The sequence below is a fragment of the Salmonella sp. NW1250 genome (assembly GCF_051812965.1).
Taxonomy (GTDB): Bacteria; Pseudomonadota; Gammaproteobacteria; order Enterobacterales; family Enterobacteriaceae; genus Salmonella; species Salmonella enterica.
The window spans coordinates 330636-353552 of the sequence record NZ_JAMNDD010000005.1; the positions used below are offsets into that span (position 1 = coordinate 330636).

General features: G+C 53.0%; 22 protein-coding genes, 2 pseudogenes and 1 other annotated feature. Of the genes and pseudogenes, 11 read left to right on the top strand and 13 right to left on the bottom strand.

Annotated elements, in window-relative coordinates; all coding sequences use genetic code 11:
• Nucleotides 1-9: 9 nt before the first annotated feature.
• The 7 genes from pduQ to pduX all read left to right on the top strand — a co-directional run bounded on the left by pduQ (nucleotide 10) and on the right by pduX (nucleotide 5997).
• Nucleotides 10-1122 carry a 1-propanol dehydrogenase PduQ gene (gene pduQ / locus NBA72_RS11700; protein ID WP_042949044.1) on the top strand — a complete coding sequence of 371 codons (1113 nt, stop codon included), beginning with the start codon at nucleotides 10-12 and terminating at the stop codon, nucleotides 1120-1122.
• Entirely contained in the window at nucleotides 1119-2474 is a 1356-nt protein-coding gene (gene pduS / locus NBA72_RS11705; protein WP_042949043.1) for a cobalamin reductase PduS, read from the top strand. The genes pduQ and pduS overlap by 4 nt, the downstream gene beginning before the upstream one ends.
• Before the next feature lie 2 nt (nucleotides 2475-2476).
• Nucleotides 2477-3031: a propanediol utilization microcompartment protein PduT gene (gene pduT, locus NBA72_RS11710; RefSeq protein WP_042949042.1), complete on the top strand. Its 555-nt coding sequence runs from the start codon at nucleotides 2477-2479 to the stop codon at nucleotides 3029-3031.
• The gene (gene pduU / locus NBA72_RS11715) at nucleotides 3031-3381 is read left to right on the top strand and encodes a propanediol utilization microcompartment protein PduU (protein ID WP_000441100.1); all 351 of its coding nucleotides are present in this window, start codon (nucleotides 3031-3033) and stop codon (nucleotides 3379-3381) included. Before pduT ends, pduU begins: the two co-directional genes overlap by 1 nt.
• Before the next feature lie 4 nt (nucleotides 3382-3385).
• Nucleotides 3386-3838 (top strand): propanediol utilization protein PduV, encoded by a 453-nt coding sequence (gene pduV, locus NBA72_RS11720; RefSeq protein ID WP_000826272.1) that lies wholly within the window; start codon nucleotides 3386-3388, stop codon nucleotides 3836-3838.
• Nucleotides 3823-5037: a propanediol utilization propionate kinase PduW gene (pduW, locus tag NBA72_RS11725; protein WP_000120647.1), complete on the top strand. Its 1215-nt coding sequence runs from the start codon at nucleotides 3823-3825 to the stop codon at nucleotides 5035-5037. The genes pduV and pduW overlap by 16 nt, the downstream gene beginning before the upstream one ends.
• A 93-nt stretch (nucleotides 5038-5130) precedes the next feature.
• On the top strand, nucleotides 5131-5997 hold the full coding sequence (pduX, locus tag NBA72_RS11730) for an L-threonine kinase PduX (protein WP_031618913.1): 867 nt from the start codon (nucleotides 5131-5133) through the stop codon (nucleotides 5995-5997).
• A 33-nt stretch (nucleotides 5998-6030) separates the two neighbouring features.
• Here pduX and NBA72_RS11735 read toward each other — a convergent pair whose 3' ends face one another.
• From NBA72_RS11735 to NBA72_RS11770, 8 genes and pseudogenes are all read right to left on the bottom strand, one after another.
• Nucleotides 6031-6366, bottom strand: a complete 336-nt coding sequence (locus tag NBA72_RS11735; protein WP_000450405.1) for a DUF496 family protein — start codon at nucleotides 6364-6366, stop codon at nucleotides 6031-6033.
• A 244-nt stretch (nucleotides 6367-6610) separates the two neighbouring features.
• On the bottom strand, nucleotides 6611-7669 hold the full coding sequence (locus NBA72_RS11740; RefSeq protein WP_042949041.1) for an FUSC family protein: 1059 nt from the start codon (nucleotides 7667-7669) through the stop codon (nucleotides 6611-6613).
• 118 nt (nucleotides 7670-7787) lie between these two features.
• Nucleotides 7788-8255: a DNA gyrase inhibitor SbmC gene (gene sbmC / locus NBA72_RS11745; RefSeq protein ID WP_000384326.1), complete on the bottom strand. Its 468-nt coding sequence runs from the start codon at nucleotides 8253-8255 to the stop codon at nucleotides 7788-7790.
• A 150-nt stretch (nucleotides 8256-8405) separates the two neighbouring features.
• Entirely contained in the window at nucleotides 8406-9578 is a 1173-nt protein-coding gene (gene dacD / locus NBA72_RS11750; protein WP_000925042.1) for a serine-type D-Ala-D-Ala carboxypeptidase DacD, read from the bottom strand.
• Between the two features lie 123 nt (nucleotides 9579-9701).
• Nucleotides 9702-10466, bottom strand: a complete 765-nt coding sequence (gene phsC, locus NBA72_RS11755) for a thiosulfate reductase cytochrome B subunit (RefSeq protein WP_001092553.1) — start codon at nucleotides 10464-10466, stop codon at nucleotides 9702-9704.
• Nucleotides 10463-11041 (bottom strand): thiosulfate reductase electron transport protein PhsB, encoded by a 579-nt coding sequence (phsB, locus tag NBA72_RS11760; RefSeq protein ID WP_001016236.1) that lies wholly within the window; start codon nucleotides 11039-11041, stop codon nucleotides 10463-10465. The genes phsC and phsB overlap by 4 nt, the downstream gene beginning before the upstream one ends.
• A 14-nt stretch (nucleotides 11042-11055) precedes the next feature.
• Nucleotides 11056-13332: a thiosulfate reductase PhsA gene (gene phsA, locus NBA72_RS11765; protein WP_001523462.1), complete on the bottom strand. Its 2277-nt coding sequence runs from the start codon at nucleotides 13330-13332 to the stop codon at nucleotides 11056-11058.
• A gap of 259 nt (nucleotides 13333-13591) precedes the next feature.
• Nucleotides 13592-13684: pseudogene (locus NBA72_RS11770) on the bottom strand (heavy metal-binding domain-containing protein); the annotation flags it as partial.
• Nucleotides 13685-13950: 266 nt separating this feature from the next.
• On the opposite strand from NBA72_RS11770, the gene sopA reads away from it, so the two are divergent.
• Entirely contained in the window at nucleotides 13951-16299 is a 2349-nt protein-coding gene (sopA, locus tag NBA72_RS11775) for an SPI-1 type III secretion system effector HECT-type E3 ubiquitin transferase SopA (RefSeq protein ID WP_020898963.1), read from the top strand.
• Nucleotides 16300-16427: 128 nt separating this feature from the next.
• On the opposite strand, the pseudogene NBA72_RS11780 reads toward sopA, so the two are convergent.
• Nucleotides 16428-16505, bottom strand: a pseudogene (locus NBA72_RS11780) (hypothetical protein); the annotation flags it as partial.
• A gap of 159 nt (nucleotides 16506-16664) precedes the next feature.
• Between NBA72_RS11780 and sbcB the strand changes: the two are divergent.
• Nucleotides 16665-18095 carry an exodeoxyribonuclease I gene (gene sbcB, locus NBA72_RS11785; protein ID WP_042949040.1) on the top strand — a complete coding sequence of 477 codons (1431 nt, stop codon included), beginning with the start codon at nucleotides 16665-16667 and terminating at the stop codon, nucleotides 18093-18095.
• Between the two features lie 131 nt (nucleotides 18096-18226).
• On the opposite strand, the gene plaP is transcribed toward sbcB, so the two are convergent.
• From plaP to NBA72_RS11805, 4 genes are all read right to left on the bottom strand, one after another.
• On the bottom strand, nucleotides 18227-19585 hold the full coding sequence (gene plaP, locus NBA72_RS11790; protein ID WP_001519005.1) for a putrescine/proton symporter PlaP: 1359 nt from the start codon (nucleotides 19583-19585) through the stop codon (nucleotides 18227-18229).
• Entirely contained in the window at nucleotides 19575-19637 is a 63-nt protein-coding gene (yoeI, locus tag NBA72_RS11795; RefSeq protein ID WP_096335044.1) for a membrane protein YoeI, read from the bottom strand. Before yoeI ends, plaP begins: the two co-directional genes overlap by 11 nt.
• A 233-nt stretch (nucleotides 19638-19870) precedes the next feature.
• Entirely contained in the window at nucleotides 19871-20785 is a 915-nt protein-coding gene (locus NBA72_RS11800) for a LysR family transcriptional regulator (RefSeq protein WP_000803316.1), read from the bottom strand.
• Nucleotides 20786-20830: 45 nt separating this feature from the next.
• Nucleotides 20831-21655 (bottom strand): SDR family oxidoreductase, encoded by an 825-nt coding sequence (locus NBA72_RS11805; protein WP_042949039.1) that lies wholly within the window; start codon nucleotides 21653-21655, stop codon nucleotides 20831-20833.
• Between the two features lie 162 nt (nucleotides 21656-21817).
• Here NBA72_RS11805 and hisL point away from each other — a divergent pair, with 162 nt between their 5' ends.
• Together hisL and hisG are read left to right on the top strand one after the other, a co-directional pair.
• Nucleotides 21818-21868, top strand: coding sequence for a his operon leader peptide (gene hisL / locus NBA72_RS11810; protein WP_001364200.1), 51 nt, complete (start codon nucleotides 21818-21820; stop codon nucleotides 21866-21868).
• Nucleotides 21844-21967 (top strand) — a sequence feature (His leader region). (Overlaps the previous gene by 25 nt.)
• Nucleotides 21968-22014: 47 nt before the next feature.
• Nucleotides 22015-22914: an ATP phosphoribosyltransferase gene (gene hisG / locus NBA72_RS11815; protein WP_000886600.1), complete on the top strand. Its 900-nt coding sequence runs from the start codon at nucleotides 22015-22017 to the stop codon at nucleotides 22912-22914.
• Nucleotides 22915-22917: the final 3 nt, after the last annotated feature.

The following is a 22917-nucleotide window of genomic DNA, read 5'->3' on the forward strand; positions in this document are numbered from 1 at the left end:
GAGGTCGCGATGAATACCTTCTCACTACAAACGCGGTTGTACAGCGGTCAGGGCAGCCTGGCGGTGCTCAAGCGCTTTACCAATAAGCACATCTGGATAATCTGCGATGGTTTTCTGGCGCACTCTCCGTTGCTGGATACCCTGCGTAACGCGCTGCCCGCAGATAACCGCATCAGCGTATTTAGCGAGATAACGCCGGACCCCACCATCCATACCGTGGTGCAGGGCATTGCGCAAATGCAGGCCCTGCAGCCGCAGGTGGTAATTGGTTTTGGCGGCGGCTCGGCAATGGACGCGGCGAAAGCGATTGTCTGGTTTAGCCAGCAGAACGGGATCAACATCGAAACCTGCGTGGCGATCCCGACCACCAGCGGCACCGGTTCGGAAGTCACCAGCGCCTGCGTAATTAGCGACCCGGATAAAGGCATCAAGTACCCGCTGTTCAACAATGCGCTGTATCCGGATATGGCGATCCTTGACCCGGAGCTGGTGGTCAGCGTACCGCCGCAGATTACCGCCAACACCGGTATGGACGTGCTGACCCACGCGCTGGAAGCGTGGGTCTCTCCGCACGCCAGCGACTTTACCGACGCGCTGGCGGAAAAAGCCGCCAAACTGGTGTTCCAGTATCTGCCCACGGCGGTGGAAAAAGGCGACTGCGTAGCGACGCGCGGGAAAATGCACAATGCTTCAACGCTGGCCGGGATGGCCTTCAGCCAGGCGGGTTTGGGGCTTAACCACGCGATAGCCCACCAGCTCGGCGGACAGTTCCATCTGCCGCACGGGCTGGCCAATGCGCTGCTGCTCACGGCGGTGATCCGCTTTAACGCGGGTGACCCGCGCGCCGCCAAACGCTACGCGCGGATGGCCAAAGCCTGCGGTTTTTGCCCGGCAGAAGCCAATGACGTTGCGGCGATCAATGCGCTGATTCAGCAAATCGAACTGCTTAAGCAACGCTGCGCCCTTCCCTCGCTGGCCGTTGCGCTTAAAGAAGGAAGATCCGACTTTTCCGCACGTATTCCGGCTATGGTGCAGGCCGCGCTGGCGGATATCACGCTGCGTACCAACCCGCGCCCGGCCAGCGCCGAGGAAATTCGCGAGCTGCTGGAGGAACTGCTATGAGCGCCGCCATCAATAGCGTTGAAATGTCTCATAGCGCCGATGAAATTCGCGAGCGCGTCCGCGCAGCGGGCGTTGTGGGTGCGGGCGGCGCAGGTTTTCCCGCTCACGTCAAACTACAGGCGCAGGTAGAGATTTTTCTGGTGAACGCCGCCGAATGTGAACCGATGCTCAAAGTTGACCAGCAACTGATGTGGCAGCAAGCTGCGCGCCTTGTGCGCGGCGTACAGTACGCCATGACGGCAACCGGCGCGCGCGAAGGGGTGATAGCCCTGAAAGAAAAATACCGCCGGGCCATCGACGCCCTCACCCCGCAGCTGCCAGACGGTATCCGCCTGCATATCCTGCCGGATGTATATCCCGCGGGCGATGAGGTGCTGACTATCTGGATGGCAACCGGTCGTCGGGTCGCCCCTGCCGCGCTACCGGCCAGCGTCGGCGTGGTCGTCAATAACGTGCAAACGGTGCTCAATATTGCCCGAGCGGTCGAGCAGCGGTTTCCGGTCACTCGTCGCACGTTGACCGTGAACGGCGCGGTCGCCAGACCGTTGACCGTTACCGTTCCTATCGGCATGTCACTGCATGAAGTGCTGGCGCTGGCGGGCGGCGCAACGGTCGACGACCCTGGTTTTATTAACGGCGGCCCGATGATGGGTGGCCTGATTACCTCTCTTGATAACCCGGTGACGAAAACTACCGGCGGCCTGCTGGTGCTCCCCAAAAGCCATCCGCTTATCCAGCGGAGAATGCAGGACGAGCGCACGGTGCTTTCCGTCGCGCGTACCGTCTGCGAACAGTGCCGACTGTGTACCGATCTCTGTCCGCGACACCTGATCGGCCACGAACTCTCTCCGCACCTGCTGGTGCGGGCAGTGAACTTTCACCAGGCCGCCACGCCGCAGCTGCTGCTGAGCGCCCTTACCTGCTCGGAATGCAACGTTTGTGAAAGCGTGGCCTGCCCGGTGGGGATCTCGCCGATGCGCATCAACCGCATGTTAAAACGCGAGCTGCGGGCGCAAAACCAGCGCTACGAAGGGCCGCTGAATCCGTCCGACGAAATGGCGAAATATCGCCTGGTGCCGGTGAAGCGGCTGATCGCCAAACTGGGACTAAGCCCCTGGTACCAGGAAGCGCCGCTGGTTGAAGAAGAGCCGTCAGTAGAAAAAGTCACTTTGCAGCTGCGCCAGCATATTGGTGCCAGCGCAGTACCGACTGTTGCCGTCGGCGAGCGCGTGACGCGCGGGCAATGCGTTGCCGATGTCCCGCCTGGCGCGCTCGGCGCCCCCGTTCACGCCAGCATCGACGGCATTGTATCGGCCATCAGCGAACAGGCCATCACGGTTGTAAGAGGTTAACCATGTCTCAGGCTATAGGAATTTTAGAACTCACCAGCATCGCCAAAGGCATGGAGCTTGGTGATGCCATGCTGAAAAGCGCCAACGTTAATCTGCTGGTCAGTAAGACCATCTGCCCAGGTAAGTTTTTACTGATGCTGGGCGGCGATATCGGCGCTATCCAGCAGGTCATTGAAACCGGTACGTCGCAGGCCGGCGAGATGCTCGTCGACAGCCTGGTGCTGGCAAATATTCATCCCAGCGTACTTCCGGCCATCAGCGGCCTGAACAGCGTCGATAAGCGCCAGGCGGTAGGTATCGTCGAAACCTGGAGCGTGGCGGCCTGCATTAGCGCCGCAGACCGGGCGGTGAAAGGCTCAAACGTCACCCTGGTGCGGGTGCATATGGCCTTCGGCATCGGCGGTAAATGCTACATGGTGGTGGCGGGCGACGTTTCTGACGTCAACAACGCCGTGACGGTTGCCAGCGAAAGCGCGGGGGAAAAAGGGCTGCTGGTTTACCGCTCGGTGATCCCGCGCCCGCATGAAGCCATGTGGCGACAGATGGTGGAGGGATAATGGAAAGACAACCGACAACGGATCGCATGATTCAGGAATACGTGCCGGGGAAACAGGTCACTCTCGCGCACCTGATTGCTAATCCAGGTAAAGATCTCTTTAAGAAGCTGGGCCTGCCGGATGCGGTCTCCGCCATTGGCATCCTTACCATCACGCCGAGCGAAGCATCGATTATCGCCTGCGATATCGCCACCAAATCCGGCGCGGTGGAAATCGGTTTTCTTGACCGCTTTACCGGTGCCGTGGTGCTGACCGGCGACGTTTCTGCTGTGGAATATGCCCTCAAGCAGGTAACGCGCACGCTGGGCGAAATGATGCAGTTCACCACCTGTTCGATCACCCGGACGTAACGTCATGAAGCGTTTGATGTTTATCGGCCCCAGCCAGTGCGGAAAGACCTCTCTGACCCAAAGCCTGCGCGGCGAAGCGCTCCATTATAAGAAAACCCAGGCCATTGAATGGTCGCCGATGGCCATCGACACGCCGGGCGAATACCTGGAGAACCGCTGCCTGTACAGCGCCCTGCTAACCAGCGCCTGCGAGGCCGACGTTATCGCCCTGGTGCTGAATGCCGACGCCCAGTGGTCGCCCTTTTCTCCGGGGTTTACCGCCCCGATGAACCGCCCGACGATTGGCCTGGTCACCAAGGCCGATCTCGCCGACCCGCAGCGTATTTCGCTGGTTGCGGAATGGCTTACGCAGGCTGGCGCCCGGCAGATTTTTATTACCAGCGCGTTGAATAATTCGGGTCTCGACGCCGTGCTGGATTTTCTGAATTCGAAGGAACCTTTATGTCTTACAAAATAATGGCCATTAACGCCGGCAGCTCATCGTTAAAATTCCAGCTGCTGGAGATGCCGCAGGGCGACATGCTCTGTCAGGGGCTGATTGAACGTATCGGTATGGCGGATGCGCAGGTGACAATTAAGACGCACAGCCAAAAATGGCAGGAAACCGTCCCCGTTGCCGATCATCGCGATGCGGTAACGCTGCTTCTGGAAAAGCTGCTGGGTTATCAAATCATTAACAGTCTGCGGGACATTGATGGGGTGGGCCATCGTGTGGCGCACGGCGGTGAGTTTTTTAAAGACTCGACGCTGGTCACGGATGAAACGTTAGCGCAAATCGAACGTCTTGCTGAACTGGCCCCGCTTCACAACCCGGTAAACGCGTTGGGTATTCACGTTTTTCGTCAACTGTTGCCTGATGCCCCTTCCGTAGCCGTGTTTGATACGGCATTTCACCAGACGCTGGATGAACCCGCCTATATTTACCCGCTTCCCTGGCATTATTATGCTGAACTGGGGATTCGCCGTTATGGCTTTCATGGCACCAGCCATAAGTATGTCAGCGGCGTTCTGGCGGAAAAGCTGGGCGTACCACTCAGCGCATTACGGGTGATTTGTTGTCATCTTGGAAACGGTAGCAGCATCTGCGCCATCAAGAACGGGCGTTCGGTCAATACGTCGATGGGCTTTACGCCGCAGTCAGGCGTGATGATGGGCACCCGTAGCGGAGATATTGATCCCTCTATTCTGCCGTGGATAGCCCAGCGCGAAAGCAAAACGCCGCAACAGTTGAATCAGTTATTAAATAATGAGTCAGGCTTGCTGGGCGTTTCTGGCGTGTCGTCTGATTACCGCGATGTCGAACAGGCAGCCAATACCGGTAACCGGCAGGCTAAACTCGCTCTCACTCTGTTTGCCGAACGCATTCGCGCCACCATTGGCAGCTATATTATGCAAATGGGAGGACTGGATGCGCTGGTATTCACTGGGGGCATTGGCGAGAACTCAGCGCGCGCCAGATCGGCGGTTTGCCATAATTTGCAATTTTTGGGCTTAGCCGTTGATGAAGAGAAAAATCAGCGTAATGCGACATTTATCCAGACGGAGAACGCCCTGGTGAAAGTCGCCGTCATCAACACCAACGAAGAGTTAATGATCGCACAAGACGTTATGCGCATTGCGCTACCGGCCACGGAAGGGCTTTGTGTACCAGCCTGAGAGGGTTATACGACGCATTGCGGCAAGTCATGGTAATAACGCTTTTACCATGACACTATGCGCGCACACTATTCGTACCTGAAAGGTGATAACGTGGCTGTTGCGCAATGCCCCGCCTCATGCGGAGAACTTATCCAGGGATGGATTCTGGGCAGTGAGAAACTGGTCTCCTGCCCCGTTGACTGGTACAGCACCGTAGCAGTCACGGCTGCGCCGCCGTTGGTAAACGAGCGTCCATTGTCGCGGGCGATGGTGGAGCGCGTTCTGGCGCACTGGCAGTATCCTGCGCACTGGAGTAACGAGATTCGCGTCGATGTGCGTTCGTCAATTCCCGTTGCCAAAGGCATGGCCAGCAGCACCGCAGATATTGCCGCTACGGCAGTGGCAACGGCGCATCATCTTGGCCATTCGCTGGATGAAACCACCCTTGCACAGCTTTGCGTCTCACTCGAACCCACCGATAGCACCGTTTTTCATCAGTTAACGCTGTTTGATCATAATAATGCGGCCACGCAAATCGCCTGCGAGCCACCGCCGCCAATCGATTTGCTGGTACTGGAAAGTCCGGTCACACTGCGCACGCAAGATTACCACCGTCTCCCTCGCCAGCAGAAATTAATAGCAAGTTCAGCAACCTTACAGCAGGCCTGGAATCTGGTGCAGGAAGCCTGTATAACGCAAAATCCGCTCCGACTGGGTGAGGCGGCTACGCTTAGCGCTATCGCCAGCCAGACGCTGTTACCTAAGCCAGGATTTACCGCCCTGCTGTCGCTGGTCGAAGAGTGTGATTTATACGGATTGAACGTGGCACATAGCGGTAGCGTGGTGGGTCTGATGCTGGACCGGAAACGTCATGACATTGCGCGCCTGAAAGGTAAGCTGGCAGAGAAAAAACTTACCCGACACTGGCCAAAACAACATTTACTCAAGATGGTCACAGGCGGGGTCAAACTGCAGTGAGAGCCTGATATACGCTCCCACTGCCGTAGCGCATTATTCGGCTTTTACATCGGCGTGTTTCATTTCGCCCATCGCTTTCAGCTTTTTGGAAATGTCGCGACGCTCTTTGGAGATTTCGGCATTTTTAATGATGTAGTCATCAACGCGATCTTCATAGTCGCTTTTCATACTGGCGATGATACCCTGAATCGCCTCAACGCTCATACCTGGCTTGATGTAGTCGCTCAGGTTGTCCAGCAGCAGCACACGCTTCTGGTTGTCACGGATCTTCTTCTCAATGTCCTGAATTTCACGCTGCAGTTTATTTTTGCGACGGAACAGACGAACAAACTCCAGCACGTCCTGGAAAGAAGGCTTGGTTGTTTCCATTTTTACACCCCTGATAATGTGAGATTCGGATTCGTTAAGCAACTGCTAGTGGATAAACATTACGTTTATCCCCGTCATACTTCAAGCCGCCAGAGGAAACACCGTTACGTCGCCGTCTGGGGAAACCTGAAGGTTCGGGGATAAAATCGTTGCCAGTAGCACTCATTTTATCCTTATATTAGTATCATACTCTTAATCTTTGCTGAATCGAAGCAGCAACAAATTCATTCGCCCCATCTGCTTTTTATTTGCGCAAAGCCCGGCAGCTCAAGTGTGAAAGCAGTTCCAACTGTCGGGCCGTTTCCATACTTAGCCAAACATAGCCGTGGATGGGGGTTTCAGCCACCGCGTCGCCCTGCTGCTCGTTCATTAGCTGTCGCAACTCGGCAGCAATATCATTCAGTTTACCGGTATTTGCCAGTACCGGCTGCGGGTTGCCTTCAAACAACGCGTGGGCGATCGTTAGCAAGGTTTGCTGCGTCATCTGCTGGGTTTCACGCAATGTGTGCGCGTTAAGCATCACAAAATGGCTGGCGCGCGTCGCCCAGTGGGCATTGATTTGTAATTCAAGCATACAAACCAGATTGCGGTTGATGGTCTGAATGGCCTCGAAAATAGATTTTTGTATCCGGGTTTCTTTACTGGCAGGCGTTATCAGCCCGCGCATTTTGACGACATCGTTCAGCAACCGTTGCAAATGTTTATCCAACCGGGGGCGCTCCAGCAAATTCGGCGACAGCGCTGCCTGATACACCCGATTATACGCCGTGACGCAATGCGCCAGTTGGATGCGCCAGTGCAAAAAGGCGCGCTGTGGCCAGATGCCGGTAAACAACATCGCCAGTAGCGACCCCAAAATCACATCCCCGCCACGCCATAATGCCGTATCCATATCACCAGCGGGAGCGCCGACAACAACGGCGAGCGTTATGCCTATCAGTAGCGCCTGATACGGTTTTTTCCCTAAGGCCAGCCAGCCGCACAAAAACATCGCTATCGCACACCACACCAGCATCAGCGGTAAGGAAAAGAGCTCCAGGCGTAGCGCCACCAGCCCTAACGCCGCGCCCAGAATCGTACCGCCTATGCGCTCAAAAGCACGAGGCACTACATTTCCCCAGAATGAGATGGGCCCCATAATCACCACTAACGTGATGAGCGGCCATGTGCCCTCGGGAATAGAAAACAGACGAACCAACAGAAAGGTAAGAATGAACGCCAGGGCGATACGTATGCCATGCACGATGCGATAATGACGGTACAACCGTATTTCAAAAGGGCTTAATGACTTATCGGCACGCACGCTTGCGCTCCTTACGGGAATGGCAAAAAATGCATTGTACCTGCTTTATAGCAAAAATAGCGCACTGGCGGACGGAACACATTATCCGTCCGCTCTTTTCAGCCAGGAAACCAGTCGATCACTTCCGCTGTACCGGAATATACATTTCAATATCCCAGTATCCATCTTCCATGCCGTTATTCAGATAGGTTTCAAAACAGGGCGCAGAGGCTATCTGATAAGCGCTATCCTGCTCGAGGACGTCAAAAAACCGTTCCCACGGCTTCGCAAAGTCACGGTCTTCCACACGCGCGACAGCAGTGGCATATTCGCCGCCTTCAATGGCGGTCACGATTACGCCTTCGCTATTGTCCGGCAGGATGAAATTCTCTGCCACGGACACCACGGTATCGCAGCGGAGTTTTTCCGCAGGTACGACATCTGGATTGTCGTAATAGACGGCAATCCATTCAACTGGCACGATCCGCTGTCGATCCACCCACGTCATCAGTTGTTCAAAACCCTGCTTCACGGTGTGTTCCCATGGACCGACCATGTGGAAACCGGCTATCTTGCGTTTTTGTTCCTGCCTGATTTCGTAATCCATGCTGCCTCCGTCACTTTACTATACTGTATGAATGTACAGTATAATTACAGCCTTTTACGGTCACAAGGACAGCGTGATCATTTTGTGAGCAACCTCGCAATCCCGCCCTTTTGACACCTCAGATGACGGTGAACGGTGTGTGACAACGGCTTACGCTTTATGCTGAAAATAGTCGCTCAGACGAGAGAACATACCGCCTTTACCCACCGATTCCAGAGTGACCAGCGGCCACTGAGCGATCAGTTTATCCCGATCGTAGAGCTCTATTTCACCTACCTGTTGATGAGCGGCGATTGGCGCCTCCAGCTCTTTTCTATCCAGCACATATTTTGCTTTGATATGCGGAATTTCCGCTTTGGGCAGCGCCATCCAGAAATCCTGTTCCGTACCCAGCGCAATCTTTTCTTTGTCTCCATACCAGATTCGCTCGCTGCCCACTTTTTTACCGCTGTGCAAAATCTGCACCGTCGCAAAGTTTTGCTGGCCCCACTGCAACAGTTTTCGCGCCTGTTCCTCACGACCTTTCGAACTTTTCGCTCCCATCACGACGGCGATAAGTCGACGCTGCCCGTCCACCGCCGATGCGATAAGATTAAATCCCGCCCCCGATGTGTGTCCGGTTTTAAGCCCATCGATATGCATGGTCTTATCCCATAACAAGCCGTTACGGTTCTGCTGCGTGATGCCGTTCCAGGTCAGGCTTTTCTCGCTGTACATGTGATAAAATTCAGGTTCACCGTGAATAATCGCCCGGGAGAGTACGGCCAGATCATACGCGGAGCTATGTTGTCCCGGCGCATCCAGACCGTGGACGGTTTCAAAATGGGTATCCTGCAAATTGAGTTTTTTCACATAGCTGTTCATCATCGCCACAAACTGCGGCTGCCCGCCCGCGATATAATCCGCCAGCGCCACACAGGCATCGTTACCGGAATCCACAATTAAGCCACGGCTTAAATCACGCACCGACACGCGATCCCCTTCTTTTAAAAACATCAACGAGGAGCCGACAAACACCGGATTATCCTTCGCCCAGGCGTCGCGCCCAACGGTGACGATATCGTCAGGGCTGATACGATGACTATCGATGGCGCGATCGACGACGTAGCCCGTCATTAGCTTGGTAAGGCTGGCGGGATTACGTTGCTGGTGTTCATTACCGGCGGTAAGAACCTGTCCCGTAGTGTAATCCATCAACACCCAGGCGCCTGCATCAATGGCTGGCGGTTGGGGAGCAAAACTTACGGCATCGGCCGCAAGCGCAGGAGAAAGGTGCATCGCGAATAAAGAAGCGGCAATAAACAAACGGCGTTTCAACAGCATGTCCTCAGGATGGTCTCAATTTGCCGTTCTTTTTACGGAAGTTCAGTTAAACAAACATGGATAAATTGCAAGAAAATGTGACACAAGGCACATTTTCTTGCTGACTTTATTTTATGGATACGCTCAGACGGCGGACTTATCCCCGCGCGGCGCGGTACGATGACGATGATAGCCGTCAACCATGCTACGGAAAATTTGTCCCGGCGTGTCGCCAAGAGTACACAGATAGAGATGCGCGCAAATAAACAGTAAGCCGATGATAGCAAGCGCCATATGCAGCACCAGCATCACAGGGCCCAGACCCGCAACCTGCGGATAGAGACACAGCAAACCGGTGATGATTAACAGCGGTACCAGCGCGTACATAATCGCCAGATATGCCAGTTGTTGCAGTGGATTGAACTTATTCTGCTCTGTTGCCGCGAACGGATGCGCTTCCCCTTTCATGATGCCAAAAAGGTAAAAACGCGTCTGGCGTATGCAGCGCGTCACCAGTCCGGAAAAATTTACCCGATAGTGACGCCCGTTACCTGTGGTGAGGTTGATCAGCACAAACCCGACCCAGAAAGCCAGTAAGGCAAAACCACACCAGGTATGCACTTGTACCATTAGCGCTACAGGGCCGAGAGAAAAATGACCAAATAAACCGCTTAACAGTAATAAAACAAACAGTAACGCATTTCCCCAATGCCAACGGCGAATCGCCAGCGAGTAGAGATAGTCACGATGCTCTTCGCCGCCCGCCGTTTTTGGCGCCAGCATCCGGCGCAATAACGCATGGATAACCAGCCCAACAAGCATGAGCAGCACCACGACGCCTGCGTAAATTAACCACAGCGGCCAATAATCTGGCGCATAATGTAGTTCCGCTCCCCAGATAGTATTCATGCTTTACCCTCCTGATGGACTTCTTTACGACGGTACAGACTGACCGCGCCGCTACGCGCCTCCTGCTGGCGATAGACCTCTTTCTGACCGACCCAGCGCTGGATCTCGCTCTCATCCAGTCTGCCGAATTTCAGCGCGTCCGTTGGGCAAACGGATACGCACGCCGGAGACTGGCCAGCCGCCAACCGCGTGTCGGCACAGAAGTTACACTTGTCGGCGACACCGGTTTGCGGATTCAAATAGCGCACATGGAAAGGACACGCGGCAACACAATAATCGCAGCCAATACAGCGCGATTTATCCACCTGCACGATCCCGTTTTCATCACGATATGACGCTCCGGTAGGACAAACGCTGACACATGGCGCATTTTCACAGTGCTGACAGGAGACGCGGACAAATTGAAAATGGGTTAGTGCGTTGGATGCCTGTTCAGGGGCGCGAATTTGTACCTGTACGCGGCTAAATCCCTCCGGTACGTCATTAAGCACTTTGCAGGCAACGGTACACGCCTGGCAGCCGATACAACGTTTTTCATCATGCAGCATGACGTACTGATTCGTTAAATGATTCATGGTTCCCTCCTCCCTCATGCCCGGCTCAGCGTCACGCCTGCGGTATGCACTACCGTACCGGATACCGGACTCGTCACGTGCGGCAGTAAATTTCCGCAGTGGATACCGTGTGTCGTCGCCGCCGTTTTGGCCCCAGCTTTAGCGCCAAATCCCATATAGACAAAAAGCGTGTCCGGGCGGATACCGGGCGTCACCAGCGCCTTACCTTTCTCTTTACCCGTGGCATTTTCCAGCCAGATCTCATCGCCGGTCTTAATGCCTTTTTCTTGCGCCGTTTGCGGATGGACCCAGACCGCGTTATCCCACATTAGCTCGCTGAGTAAAGGTACGTACTGCGTCGCGCCATTGGTATGCACGGCCACCTTGCCCTGAATGAAGTAAAGCTCATTCTCTTTTTTAAGCGCAAAGTCACGAACGCGCGGAACGCCGTAGCCTGGGAGCAATTCCTCCAGAGTTGCGGAATAAAGTTCGATTTTGCCGGAGGGCGATTTGAAGCGAAGCTGTTCGCCATAGGTGTTGTCGCTGTCCGTCGCGATAGCGCCGGGGTAACGCGCCGTAAACTGACGAACGGATTCTGGTTCGCGTAATAGCAGCGGAACGCCCCATTCGAGATACCCTTTCTGTCGCAGTTCCTTCGCTAAGGCATGGTCGCCGTTCAACTGATAGAGTTGGCGCGTCTGCATATCCTGCCACGGATAGTACTGCCCTAATCCCAACTGCTCGCCAAGTTCTTTCCAGATTTGCCAACTCGGACGCGCCTCGCCAATCGGCTCTACGACCTGTTGGCGCAGAGCGTAAGCCGGGTGCAGTCCCGACATATCCGATACCTCTTCGTCCCGTTCGAGATAAGTGCATTCCGGCAGCAGATAGTCGGCATACGCCGCGCTCTCGCTCAAATAGACATCGCAACTGACCACCAGATCCAGTTGCTCAACGGTTTTTACCAGGTCCGAACGACAGGTGACGGTCTGGAAAGGATTATGCCGCGACATAATCCACGCCTTTATCGGGTAAGGCTTCTGGGTTAACACCGCGTCAATAATGCTTTGCACCACGCCGCCGCCAGCGGCGATATATTTAAACTGCGGTGCGACCAAATCGATGCGTTGCGCCGTCGGTTTCGGCATATTTTTAATGTTGAGTTTCGCCAGCGTTGGCGCGACCTTTTCTCCGGCCAGTTTATTGTAAACAGACGCGTTTTTTTTCTGATATAGCCCGCCTTCGCGCTCAATATTACCGAGCAGCACATTAAGCGTAAAAATCATACGCCGCATATCGATCTCTTCCTGCGAGAACGTCGCGCGATGACCAGGACTGACAATAGCGTGAGGCGCGCAGGCGGCCAGTTCGCGTGTCACCCGGACAATAACGTCGGCTGGGACATCGGCCTGCGCGGCGGCCCATTCCGGCGTCGTCTCTTTTACCGCCTGTGCTAACTGTTCAAATCCGCTGGTATAACGCTCAACAAAAGACGCATCGTAGAGTTGTTCATCAATCATGACGTGGCACATCGCCAGCAGAACCGCTAAATCCCCCCCGGGACGAATAGCGTGCCACTCATCCGCCTTGCTGGAAAATATCGACAGACGCGGATCGAAGCTCACCATTTTGGCCCCCTTCTCCTGCGCGGTCATTAACTCATGGGTATCGGCAACTTCAATCCCTTCATACAAATTGTGGCCAAACGAAACCAGATAGCGCGTGTTAGCGATATCCATCGCCAGATCGCCGCCCATCATCACTTTTGCCGCAATGGCTTTCCCGGCAGGGCATGTTGAGGCGTGCGTAAAGGTATTAGGCGAACCAAAGGCCGTAGCCAGATGGAAAAGATGGCTGGAGAGCGAGCCCGATTTGGAAGAGAAAGCCACGCTCTCGGGGCCATGCTGCGCTTTGATGGCATTCATTTTCGCCGCGATTTCCTGGTAAGCCTGCTGCCAGCTAATCACCTGCCATTCACCGTCACCGCGTGGCCCGGTGCGTTTCATAGGTTTTACAATCCGTTGCGGGTCATTGACCAGGCTGACGCCGCTCCCGCCCCTGGCGCATATGCGCGTCCCCTGCTGCGGCGCAGAAGGATTGCCCTGGATAAAAACGGTCTTGTTATTGACTACCTGCGCCTGAATAGGGCAACGAAAGGAACACATTTCGCACAAGCTTGGCGTTAGCGTGGTTTTACCGTTAATGCCGGCAATCGGGTTGCGCGCCAGCGCCCCGGGCGGAAAAGCGCCCAGCGCGCAGGCAGAGCAGCCGATGCCCACCCCCTGCAAAAAAGAACGACGACTAATGCTCATATAACCTCCTGTTATTAGATATAGCTGAATATTATATTTAATTTGTATTATGAAATGTCGGCTTCAATCACAATTTGAAATAGTTGTTAAAATGAACACGCCAACACGATAAAACCTTTTATTTTATAAATATTTTACATTTCCTGAACACGCACATGGACTGTCATTGAATAATCAGCAGAATTACCAAACAACCCGCTGTTAATTATAAAAATGATACAATTCCAATAACACGTAATAATATTTAAAAGAAAACGATTATTTCCTGAAAAGCGATTTCACGCGCTTTACGCAGTTCTTTCTCATACGCGCCGGAATGTCCGCCGACGATATCCCGAATGCCGGTGAAAAACGCTGGTTGAGCATCGAAGCGGGTTTACTTTTGCGTGCACACGGGCTTCGTTACCCGACCCGCTCCCTTATGCCTTGATTTTTCCGCAGATACGTCAGCGTCCCACAATACGGTGACATGATGACAGGATGGACACTTTCTGAAAGAAACCTGCCAGATAACATGGTGAATTGTGATCTCCATCGCCATACCGACATATGAAGCTTACTTTTAAGGCGTTAAAAATCCAGACCGTTTTTCCATAATGATGTTGATAAGGAATTCTAATGAAGATATCATCAGGCGCAATTAATTTTTCTACTATTCCTAACCAGGTTAAAAAATTAATTACCTCTATTCGTGAACATACGAAAAACGGGTTCGCCTCAAAAATAACCAGTGTTAAAAACACGCATGCTTCTTTAAATGAAAAACTTAAAACAGGAAAGAGCTCATCGATTGAGTTCGCGTTACCACAAAAAATAAAAGACTTCTTTCAGCCGAAAGATAAAAACACCTTAAACAAAACATTGATTACTGTTAAAAATATTAAAGATACAAATAATGCAGGTAAGAAAAATATTTCAGCAGAAGATGTCTCAAAAATGAATGCAGCATTCATGCGTAAGCATATTGCAAATCAAACATGTGATTATAATTACAGAGTGACAGGTGCGGCCCCACTCCCCGGTGGAGTCTCTGTATCAGCCAATAACAGGCCCACTGTTTCTGAAGGTAGAACACCACCAGTATCACCCTCCCTCTCACTTCAGGCTACGTCTTCCCCGTCATCACCTGCCGAATGGGCTAAGAAACTCACGGATGCACTTTTACGACAGAAAGCCGGAGAAACCCTTACGGCCGCAGATCGCGATTTTTCAAACGCAGATTTCCGTAATATTACATTCAGCAAAATATTGCCCACCAGCTTCATGAAGCGAGACGGCGATATTATTAAGGGGTTCAACTTTTCAAATTCAAAATTTACTTATTCTGATATATCTCATTTACATTTTGACGAATGCCGATTCACTTATTCGACACTGAGTGATGTAGTCTGCAGTAATACAAAATTTAGTAATTCAGACATGAATGAACTGACTTTACAGTATTCAATTACTACACGACAACAGCCCTCTTTTATTAATACAACATTAAAAAATACGTTTATACGTCACAAAGCCAACCTCTCTGGCGTTATTTTAAATGAACCGGATAATTCATCACCTCCGTCAGTGTCAGGGGGCGGAAATTTTATTCGTCTAGGTGATATCTGGCTGCAAATGCCACTCCTTTGGAGTGAGAACGCTGTGGATGGATTTTTAAATCATGAGCACAATAATGGTAAAAGTATTCTGATGACCATTGACAGCCTGCCCGATAAATACAGTCAGGAAAAAGTCCGGGCAATGGAAGACCTGGTGAAGTCATTGCGGGGTGGCCGCTTAACAGAGGCATGTATCCGGCCAGTTGAAAGTTCGCTGGTAAGCGTACTGGCCCACCCCCCCTATACGCAAAGTGCGCTTATCAGCGAGTGGCTCGGGCCTGTTCAGGAACGTTTTTTTGCCCACCAGTGCCAGACCTATAATGACGTTCCCCTGCCGGCTCCTGACACATATTATCAGCAGCGCATACTGCCTGTGTTGCTGGATTCGTTTGACAGGAACAGCGCCGCCATGACTACTCACAGCGGACTCTTTAATCAGGTGATTTTACACTGTATGACAGGCGTGGACTGCACTGATGGCACCCGCCAGAAAGCTGCAGCGCTTTATGAACAGTATCTTGCTCACCCGGCGGTGTCTCCCCACATCCATAATGGGCTCTTCGGCAATTATGACGGCAGCCCGGACTGGACAACCCGCGCTGCAGATAATTTCCTGCTGCTTTCCTCCCAGGATTCAGACACGGCGATGATGCTCTCCACTGACACGCTGTTAACAATGCTAAACCCTACTCCTGACACTGCATGGGACAACTTTTACCTGCTGCGAGCCGGAGAGAACGTTTCCACCGCGCAAATCTCTCCGGTAGAGTTATTCCGTTATGACTTTCCGGTGTTTCTCGCCGCATTTAATCAGCAGGCCACGCAGCGACGCTTTGGGGAGCTGATTGATATCATCCTCAGCACTGAAGAGCACGGGGAGCTGAACCAGCAGTTTATTGCCGCCACGAACCAGAAACATTCCACCGTGAAGTTGATTGATGATGCCTCAGTGTCGCGTCTGGCCACCATTTTTGACCCCTTGCTTCCTGAAGGCAAACTCAGCCCGGCACACTACCAGCACATCCTCAGTGCTTATCACCTGACGGACGCCACCCCACAGAAGCAGGCGGAAACCCTGTTCTGTCTCAGTACCGCATTCGCACGCTATTCCTCCAGCGCCATTTTCGGCACTGAGCATGACTCTCCGCCGGCCCTGAGAGGCTATGCGGAGGCGCTGATGCAGAAAGCCTGGGAGCTGTCTCCGGCGATATTCCCATCCAGCGAACAGTTTACCGAGTGGTCCGACCGTTTTCACGGCCTCCATGGCGCCTTTACCTGTACCAGCGTTGTGGCGGATAGTATGCAACGTCATGCCAGAAAATATTTCCCGAGTGTTCTGTCATCCATCCTGCCACTGGCCTGGGCGTAGTCCAGCCTCAACCCGCATGGAATTAAGGGACACAGCGTTGTGTCCCTCTGTAAATAGACCCGTTTTAGTCCATGCATTTTTGAGATCCCGGCCAGATTGACCCTGGCCTAAATTCCATACAGTACTAAATCAGAATCAGTAATTTCAGATGGGCCGGAATATGGTTTACCATAGAGGGAGCGTAGCTTAGTGTCGCTGATGGTCATTTTAGTATTTTGTACTCAATGATTTTAATGTTTATGTACTCACCATCGCATGTACGAACATTAGCAACGATATCAATTGGTGTACAAATACAATCAATCAACGACAAAATAAAAGAATAAAATATTTCATATACAGATAACATCAGGCGTGTACATCAAGTGACAGTTAAAAACGACAGCATACAGAGCACATTCCTCTTCCACGATTACGAAACCTTCGGTACGCATCCGGCCCTCGACAGACCAGCGCAATTCGCCGCGCTCCGTACGGATAACGACTTCAACGTTATTGGCGAGCCGGAGGTGTTTTATTGCAAACCCGCTGATGATTATCTACCGCAGCCCGGCGCGGTGCTGATTACCGGCATCACGCCGCAGGAAGCGCGTGAGAAAGGAGAAAACGAAGCCGCTTTCGCCAGACGCATTCATGCGCTGTTTACCGTTCCTAAAACCTGCGTTGTGGGCTACAACAATGTGCGTTTTGATGATGAAGTCACGCGCAATATTTTTTATCGCAACTTTTACGATCCCTACGCCTGGAGCTGGCAGCATGATAATTCACGTTGGGATCTATTGGATGTCATGCGCGCCTGTTATGCGCTGCGCCCGGAGGGAATTAACTGGCCGGAAAACGACGACGGCCTGCCCAGCTTTCGTCTGGAACATTTAACCCAGGCGAACGGGATCGAACACAGCAACGCGCATGATGCGATGGCGGATGTCTACGCCACTATTGCGATGGCGCAACTGGTGAAAACACGCCAGCCGCGACTGTTTGATTATCTTTATAGCCACCGCAGTAAACATAAACTGGCGGCGCTGATTGACGTTCCGCAAATGAAGCCGCTGGTGCATGTCTCCGGCATGTTTGGCGCGTGGCGCGGTAATACAAGCTGGGTCGCGCCGCTGGCGTGGCATCCTGAAAACCGTAACGCGGTGATCATGGTCGATTTAGCAGGCGATATTTCTCCTCTTCTTGAGCTGGACAGCGACACCCTTCGCGAGCGGCTTTATACGGCCAAAGCCGATCTTGGCGATCACGTCGCAGTGCCGGTAAAGCTGGTGCATATCAATAAATGTCCGGTACTGGCGCAGGCGAATACCTTGCGCCCGGAGGATGCCGACCGACTGGGAATTAACCGCCAGCATTGCCTGGATAACCTGAAAGTGCTACGTGAAAACCCGCAGGTCCGCGACAAAGTGGTGGCGATTTTCGCCGAAGCCGAACCTTTTGCCGCCTCGGATAACGTTGATGCCCAGCTCTATGATGGTTTTTTCAGCGATGCCGATCGCGCAGCCATGAAAATCGTACTCGAAACCGAGCCGCGTAACCTACCCGCGCTGGACATTACTTTTGTCGATAAGCGCATTGAGAAGCTGCTGTTTAATTACCGCGCACGCAATTTTCCCGGTACGCTGGATGACGCAGAGCAGCAGCGCTGGCTGGAGCATCGCCGTCAGGTACTGACGCCGGAGTTTTTACAACAGTATGCCAATGAATTGCAGATGCTTTCTCAGCAGTATGCGGAAGATAAAACGAAGCTGGCGCTGCTGAAATCACTGTGGCAGTACGCAACCGAGATTGTGTAATTGACCAATGCCTGACGGGCATTGTTAATCCAGAGCGGATAAAGAGTGACGCCACCATCCGGTAAACATGCTGGATGACAAAAAACCGGAGGCACTGCCTCCGGTTTTACTATTGCCGATAATACGTGCGATTACGCGACGTCTTCGTACTGTGGAACCGGGTTACGGAAGCTTTTAGTTACGCACGCCAGATAAATCAGCCCGATACCCGCCCAGATCAGGCCCAGTACCATTGAGCTCTCTTCCAGGTTAACCCACAACGCACCAACCGTGAGCGCGCCGCACATCGGCAGGAACAGATACTGGAAGTGATCTTTCAACGTTTTATTACGCTTCTCACGGATCCAGAACTGCGAAATCACCGACAGGTTAACAAAGGTAAACGCGACCAGCGCACCAAAGTTAATCAGCGCCGTCGCCATCACCAGGTCAAAATTAATCGCCAGCAGCGCGATCGCCCCGACCAGGATGATGTTCATCGCTGGCGTACGCCATTTCGGATGAACGTAACCGAAGAAGCTTTTCGGGAATACGCCGTCGCGCCCCATTACGTACATCAGGCGCGCTACGCCTGCATGCGCCGCCATACCGGAAGCCAGCACGGTGATAGTAGAGAAGATCAGCGCGCCCACCTGGAAGGTTTTACCCGCCACGTACAGCATGATTTCCGGCTGAGACGCATCCGGATCTTTAAAGCGAGAGATATCCGGGAAGTACAATTGCAGGAAATAGGTTGCAAAGATGAAGATCAGGCCGCCAATCAGCGCGGTCAGGAAAATCGCACGCGGGATCACGCGCTCAGCATCTTTGGTCTCTTCCGACAGGTTACTGATGCCGTCAAAGCCGGTAAAGGAGAAGCACAGGATCGTCGCTCCCGTAATCATCGGGATAACGTGCGCATCGCCGGACCAGAACGGACGGGTGCTCGCCAGCGTACCGGCGCCTTCGCCTTCAAATACGCCATAAACCACCATGCCCAGAATGACCGCAATCAGCACTACCTGTAGCACCACAATCACGGTGTTGAAGTTAGCGACTGATTTGAGGCTGCGCAGGTTAAAGGCCGTCATAAAGGCCACCAGCGCCACGACAAACACCCATGACGGAATGGAGGGCACCAGCGCTTCAAAATAAATTTTCGCCAACAGAATGTTGATCATCGGCGCGAACAGATAATCGAGCAGAGAAGACCAACCCACCATAAAGCCAACGGTCGGGCTGATGGATTTCTGGGCATAGGTGTACGCCGAACCCGCGGAAGGATAGCGACGCACCAGTTTCCCGTAGCTCAACGCCGTAAACAGAATCGCGATTAACGCGAATGCATACGCCGTCGGTACGTGACCGTCAGTGAGGCCTGAAACGATACCAAATGTATCGAACAGCGTCATCGGCTGCATATAGGCAAGACCCATCATTACAACCGGAACTAACGTAAGCGTTTTACGTAATTCCACGCGAGAGGTGTTTGGAGTAACGTTATGCGACATGGTCATTCTCCTTTACGGCGAATGCCGTCGCGTAAGCAAAAAATTGCCCCATTTTCTGGATTCCTCAGCGACAACAACTGTCGATTTTTAAGTAAGTATCTATCCGGTACGAAGCCCGGCCTCTTGGTATTGAATGATGTGTTTGAAGCAAAAAAATAACCGACGCGTATTAAAACGTCGGTTAGTGTCATTTTTTGCAAGCGGCGTATTCTGCCCTAAATTGAAGTGAAATGACAAGAGAATGCGAGCGTGTTCAAAAAATTATTTTTCATAAGCGATTGATTTTTAAACCGGCGATTTTGCATACACCCCAGCAATAGCATTATTTGCTAAAATTTCATCCCGCCACCAGCCGCTGGCCAGCCCGGCGGTCTGTTCATTCCAGCCAACCCACACCGGTTCATAGACGATTTGCGCTACAACTTTCTTCTCTATAAGCGCGCCGCTTTCCAAAAATCGCTGCGCCAGATAACGCGGTAAATAGCCGCATCCCAGGCCGCTAATTTGCAGCTCCAGCTTGGTTTTAAAATCAAACACGGTAATCGCTTCCTGAGCGTCGAGCAGTTCAGACCCTATTGATCGCGAGGAATGGACGCTATCGCCAACCACAATCGCGCGAAAACGTTTGATCGTCTGGCGGCTAAGCGGTTCCTCTTCATGAACCAGCGGATGATGCGGAGCGACAGCAAACACCAGTTCAAGATCGCCCAGTCTTGCAAAGCCAAAGCCGGTGTCAGGCGGCGGCGCGCGCATGGCGCCAACAATAATATCCGCCCTTCCCTGCGTCAGCGTCTCCCATGAACCGCCGAGAACGCCATTGACAAATTTAAGGCGCGTCACGCTGTGGCGTTGATAAAAAGCGTCGATAAGCGGGGCCAGAAGAGAAAAGGGAAAGGTATCATCCACACCGATGACCAGTTCGTTCTCCCAGCCTTCATGCAATTTAATCGCCTGCTTTTCCAGCTCGCGAACGGTGTGCAGCACTTCACGGCCTTTTTCCAGTAGCATCTTACCGGTTCGCGTAAATCGCGCGCGATGCCCGCTACGGTCGAGCAGTTGGATATTAAGATCGTTTTCCAGCTTATGAACGGTATAACTGAGGGCGGACGGCGTTTTAAATAATTTTGCCGACGCCGCCGCGAAGCTGCCTTCTTTTTCTAACGCATCAAGAATAATCAGAACGTCCAGCAGTGGTTTCATACTCGTCCCCTTGCGCTATATGGCGACCACCTGCTGGACAGCGACTCACTCCATCGGCATCACCAGCGGATCGGGATATTGATATTCAAATCCCAGCTCATTACAAATCCGGCTACCATCGATAATCTTCCCTTTGCCGTTGTCCGGTGCGTCACGAAAATGCGGCGGCGCCATTCCCAGCAAGCGCGTCATTTGCGGATAAAACACGTTGCGGGCTGGATGCGCCGGCGCACATATATTATAGATGTGCCCTCCTTTTGGCGCCTGTAGCAAGAGGGTAATTGCGCCAACCACGTCTTCAAGATGCACCAGATTGACCCCGTGTTGACCATCCGGCGCGGTTTTTCCAGCAAAGAAACGTCCGGGGTGGCGTCCAGGCCCGACCAACCCCGCCAGCCGCAGAATATCCACTGACGTGCCCGGCAGATTATGCAGCCAATCTTCCAGTTCCTTCAGGGTACGCCCGCTGGCCGTGACCGGATTACGCGGCGTATTCTCTTTCACCACGCCTTGCGCATCGCCGTAAACAGACGTCGAACTGGTAAAAATAATACGCGGGATACGATAAGCCAGCGCGCTGTCGACCAGTTCCTGCATCGCCTGCAGATAAAAATCCTCTCCCGGACCGCTACGGCGCGCGGGCAGTGTTATCACCAGCACATCGACATCCAGCAGAGCGTCAAGATCGTCCGCCTCACAGACCAGCTCCGGCTCCAGACGCAGCGGATAGCTTTCAATTCCACTCATACGGGCCGCTTCCACCCCGTCAAGGGTGGTTTTGCTGCCGGTAACCTGCCAGCCTCTCGCTGCCAGCGACATTGCCAGCGGCATGCCTAACCAACCTAAACCGACAATTGCGACCTTTTTCATCCATTTTCTCCTGACTTTAACGCCTTATACATAAGGCTACGCCAGCCCGCCGTGACTGACAATTCATACTATAAATGCGAAATGAAAAAAGCGCTTGCTTTAAGGCGTAAAAGTGGTTTAGGTTAAAAGGTATCAAATGAATAAGCATTCATCGGAATTTTTATGACACGCGTTCAATTTAAACACCACCATCATCACCATCATCCTGACTAGTCTTTCAGGCGATGTGTGCTGGAAGACATTCAGATCTTCCAGTGGTGCATGAACGCATGAGAAAGCCCCCGGAAGATCATCTTCCGGGGGCTTTTTTTTTGGCGCGCGATACAGACCGGTTCAGACAGGATAAAGAGGAACGCAGAATGTTAGACAACACCCGCTTACGCATAGCTATTCAGAAATCAGGCCGTTTAAGCGATGATTCACGAGAATTGCTGGCCCGCTGCGGCATAAAAATTAATTTACACACTCAGCGCCTGATTGCGATGGCGGAAAACATGCCGATTGATATCCTGCGCGTGCGTGATGATGACATTCCGGGTCTGGTGATGGATGGCGTGGTCGATCTCGGTATTATCGGCGAGAACGTGCTGGAAGAAGAGCTACTCAACCGCCGCGCGCAGGGCGAAGATCCGCGCTATTTTACCCTGCGCCGCCTTGACTTCGGCGGCTGCCGTTTATCGCTGGCAACGCCGGTTGACGAAGCCTGGGACGGCCCGGCCGCGCTGGACGGTAAACGTATCGCCACCTCTTATCCGCACCTCCTCAAACGCTACCTCGATCAGAAAGGCGTCTCTTTTAAATCGTGTCTGTTAAATGGTTCTGTCGAAGTCGCGCCGCGCGCGGGGCTGGCCGACGCTATCTGCGATTTGGTCTCTACCGGCGCGACGCTTGAAGCTAACGGCCTGCGTGAAGTCGAAGTTATCTACCGCTCTAAAGCCTGTCTGATTCAGCGCGACGGTGAGATGGCACAGAGCAAGCAACAGCTGATCGATAAATTGCTGACCCGTATTCAGGGCGTGATTCAGGCGCGCGAATCGAAATACATCATGATGCACGCGCCAAGTGAACGCCTGGAAGAGGTTATCGCCCTGCTGCCAGGCGCTGAAAGGCCGACAATTCTGCCGCTGGCGGGCGAGCAACAGCGCGTGGCGATGCACATGGTCAGCAGCGAAACGTTGTTCTGGGAAACCATGGAGAAACTGAAAGCGCTTGGCGCCAGCTCGATTCTGGTACTGCCGATCGAGAAGATGATGGAGTGATCT

Bases quoted from the DNA above. Each gene is read 5' to 3' on its own strand.
- pduQ (WP_042949044.1), top strand. From the start codon at position 10: ATGAATACCTTCTCACTACAAACGCGGTTGTACAGCGGTCAGGGCAGC.
- pduS (WP_042949043.1), top strand. From the start codon at position 1,119: ATGAGCGCCGCCATCAATAGCGTTGAAATGTCTCATAGCGCCGATGAA.
- pduT (WP_042949042.1), top strand. From the start codon at position 2,477: ATGTCTCAGGCTATAGGAATTTTAGAACTCACCAGCATCGCCAAAGGC.
- pduU (WP_000441100.1), top strand. From the start codon at position 3,031: ATGGAAAGACAACCGACAACGGATCGCATGATTCAGGAATACGTGCCG.
- pduV (WP_000826272.1), top strand. From the start codon at position 3,386: ATGAAGCGTTTGATGTTTATCGGCCCCAGCCAGTGCGGAAAGACCTCT.
- pduW (WP_000120647.1), top strand. From the start codon at position 3,823: ATGTCTTACAAAATAATGGCCATTAACGCCGGCAGCTCATCGTTAAAA.
- NBA72_RS11735 (WP_000450405.1), bottom strand. From the start codon at position 6,366: ATGGAAACAACCAAGCCTTCTTTCCAGGACGTGCTGGAGTTTGTTCGT.
- sbmC (WP_000384326.1), bottom strand. From the start codon at position 8,255: ATGGATTACGAAATCAGGCAGGAACAAAAACGCAAGATAGCCGGTTTC.
- dacD (WP_000925042.1), bottom strand. From the start codon at position 9,578: ATGCTGTTGAAACGCCGTTTGTTTATTGCCGCTTCTTTATTCGCGATG.
- phsC (WP_001092553.1), bottom strand. From the start codon at position 10,466: ATGAATACTATCTGGGGAGCGGAACTACATTATGCGCCAGATTATTGG.
- phsB (WP_001016236.1), bottom strand. From the start codon at position 11,041: ATGAATCATTTAACGAATCAGTACGTCATGCTGCATGATGAAAAACGT.
- phsA (WP_001523462.1), bottom strand. From the start codon at position 13,332: ATGAGCATTAGTCGTCGTTCTTTTTTGCAGGGGGTGGGCATCGGCTGC.
- sopA (WP_020898963.1), top strand. From the start codon at position 13,951: ATGAAGATATCATCAGGCGCAATTAATTTTTCTACTATTCCTAACCAG.
- plaP (WP_001519005.1), bottom strand. From the start codon at position 19,585: ATGTCGCATAACGTTACTCCAAACACCTCTCGCGTGGAATTACGTAAA.
- NBA72_RS11800 (WP_000803316.1), bottom strand. From the start codon at position 20,785: ATGAAACCACTGCTGGACGTTCTGATTATTCTTGATGCGTTAGAAAAA.
- NBA72_RS11805 (WP_042949039.1), bottom strand. From the start codon at position 21,655: ATGAAAAAGGTCGCAATTGTCGGTTTAGGTTGGTTAGGCATGCCGCTG.
- hisG (WP_000886600.1), top strand. From the start codon at position 22,015: ATGTTAGACAACACCCGCTTACGCATAGCTATTCAGAAATCAGGCCGT.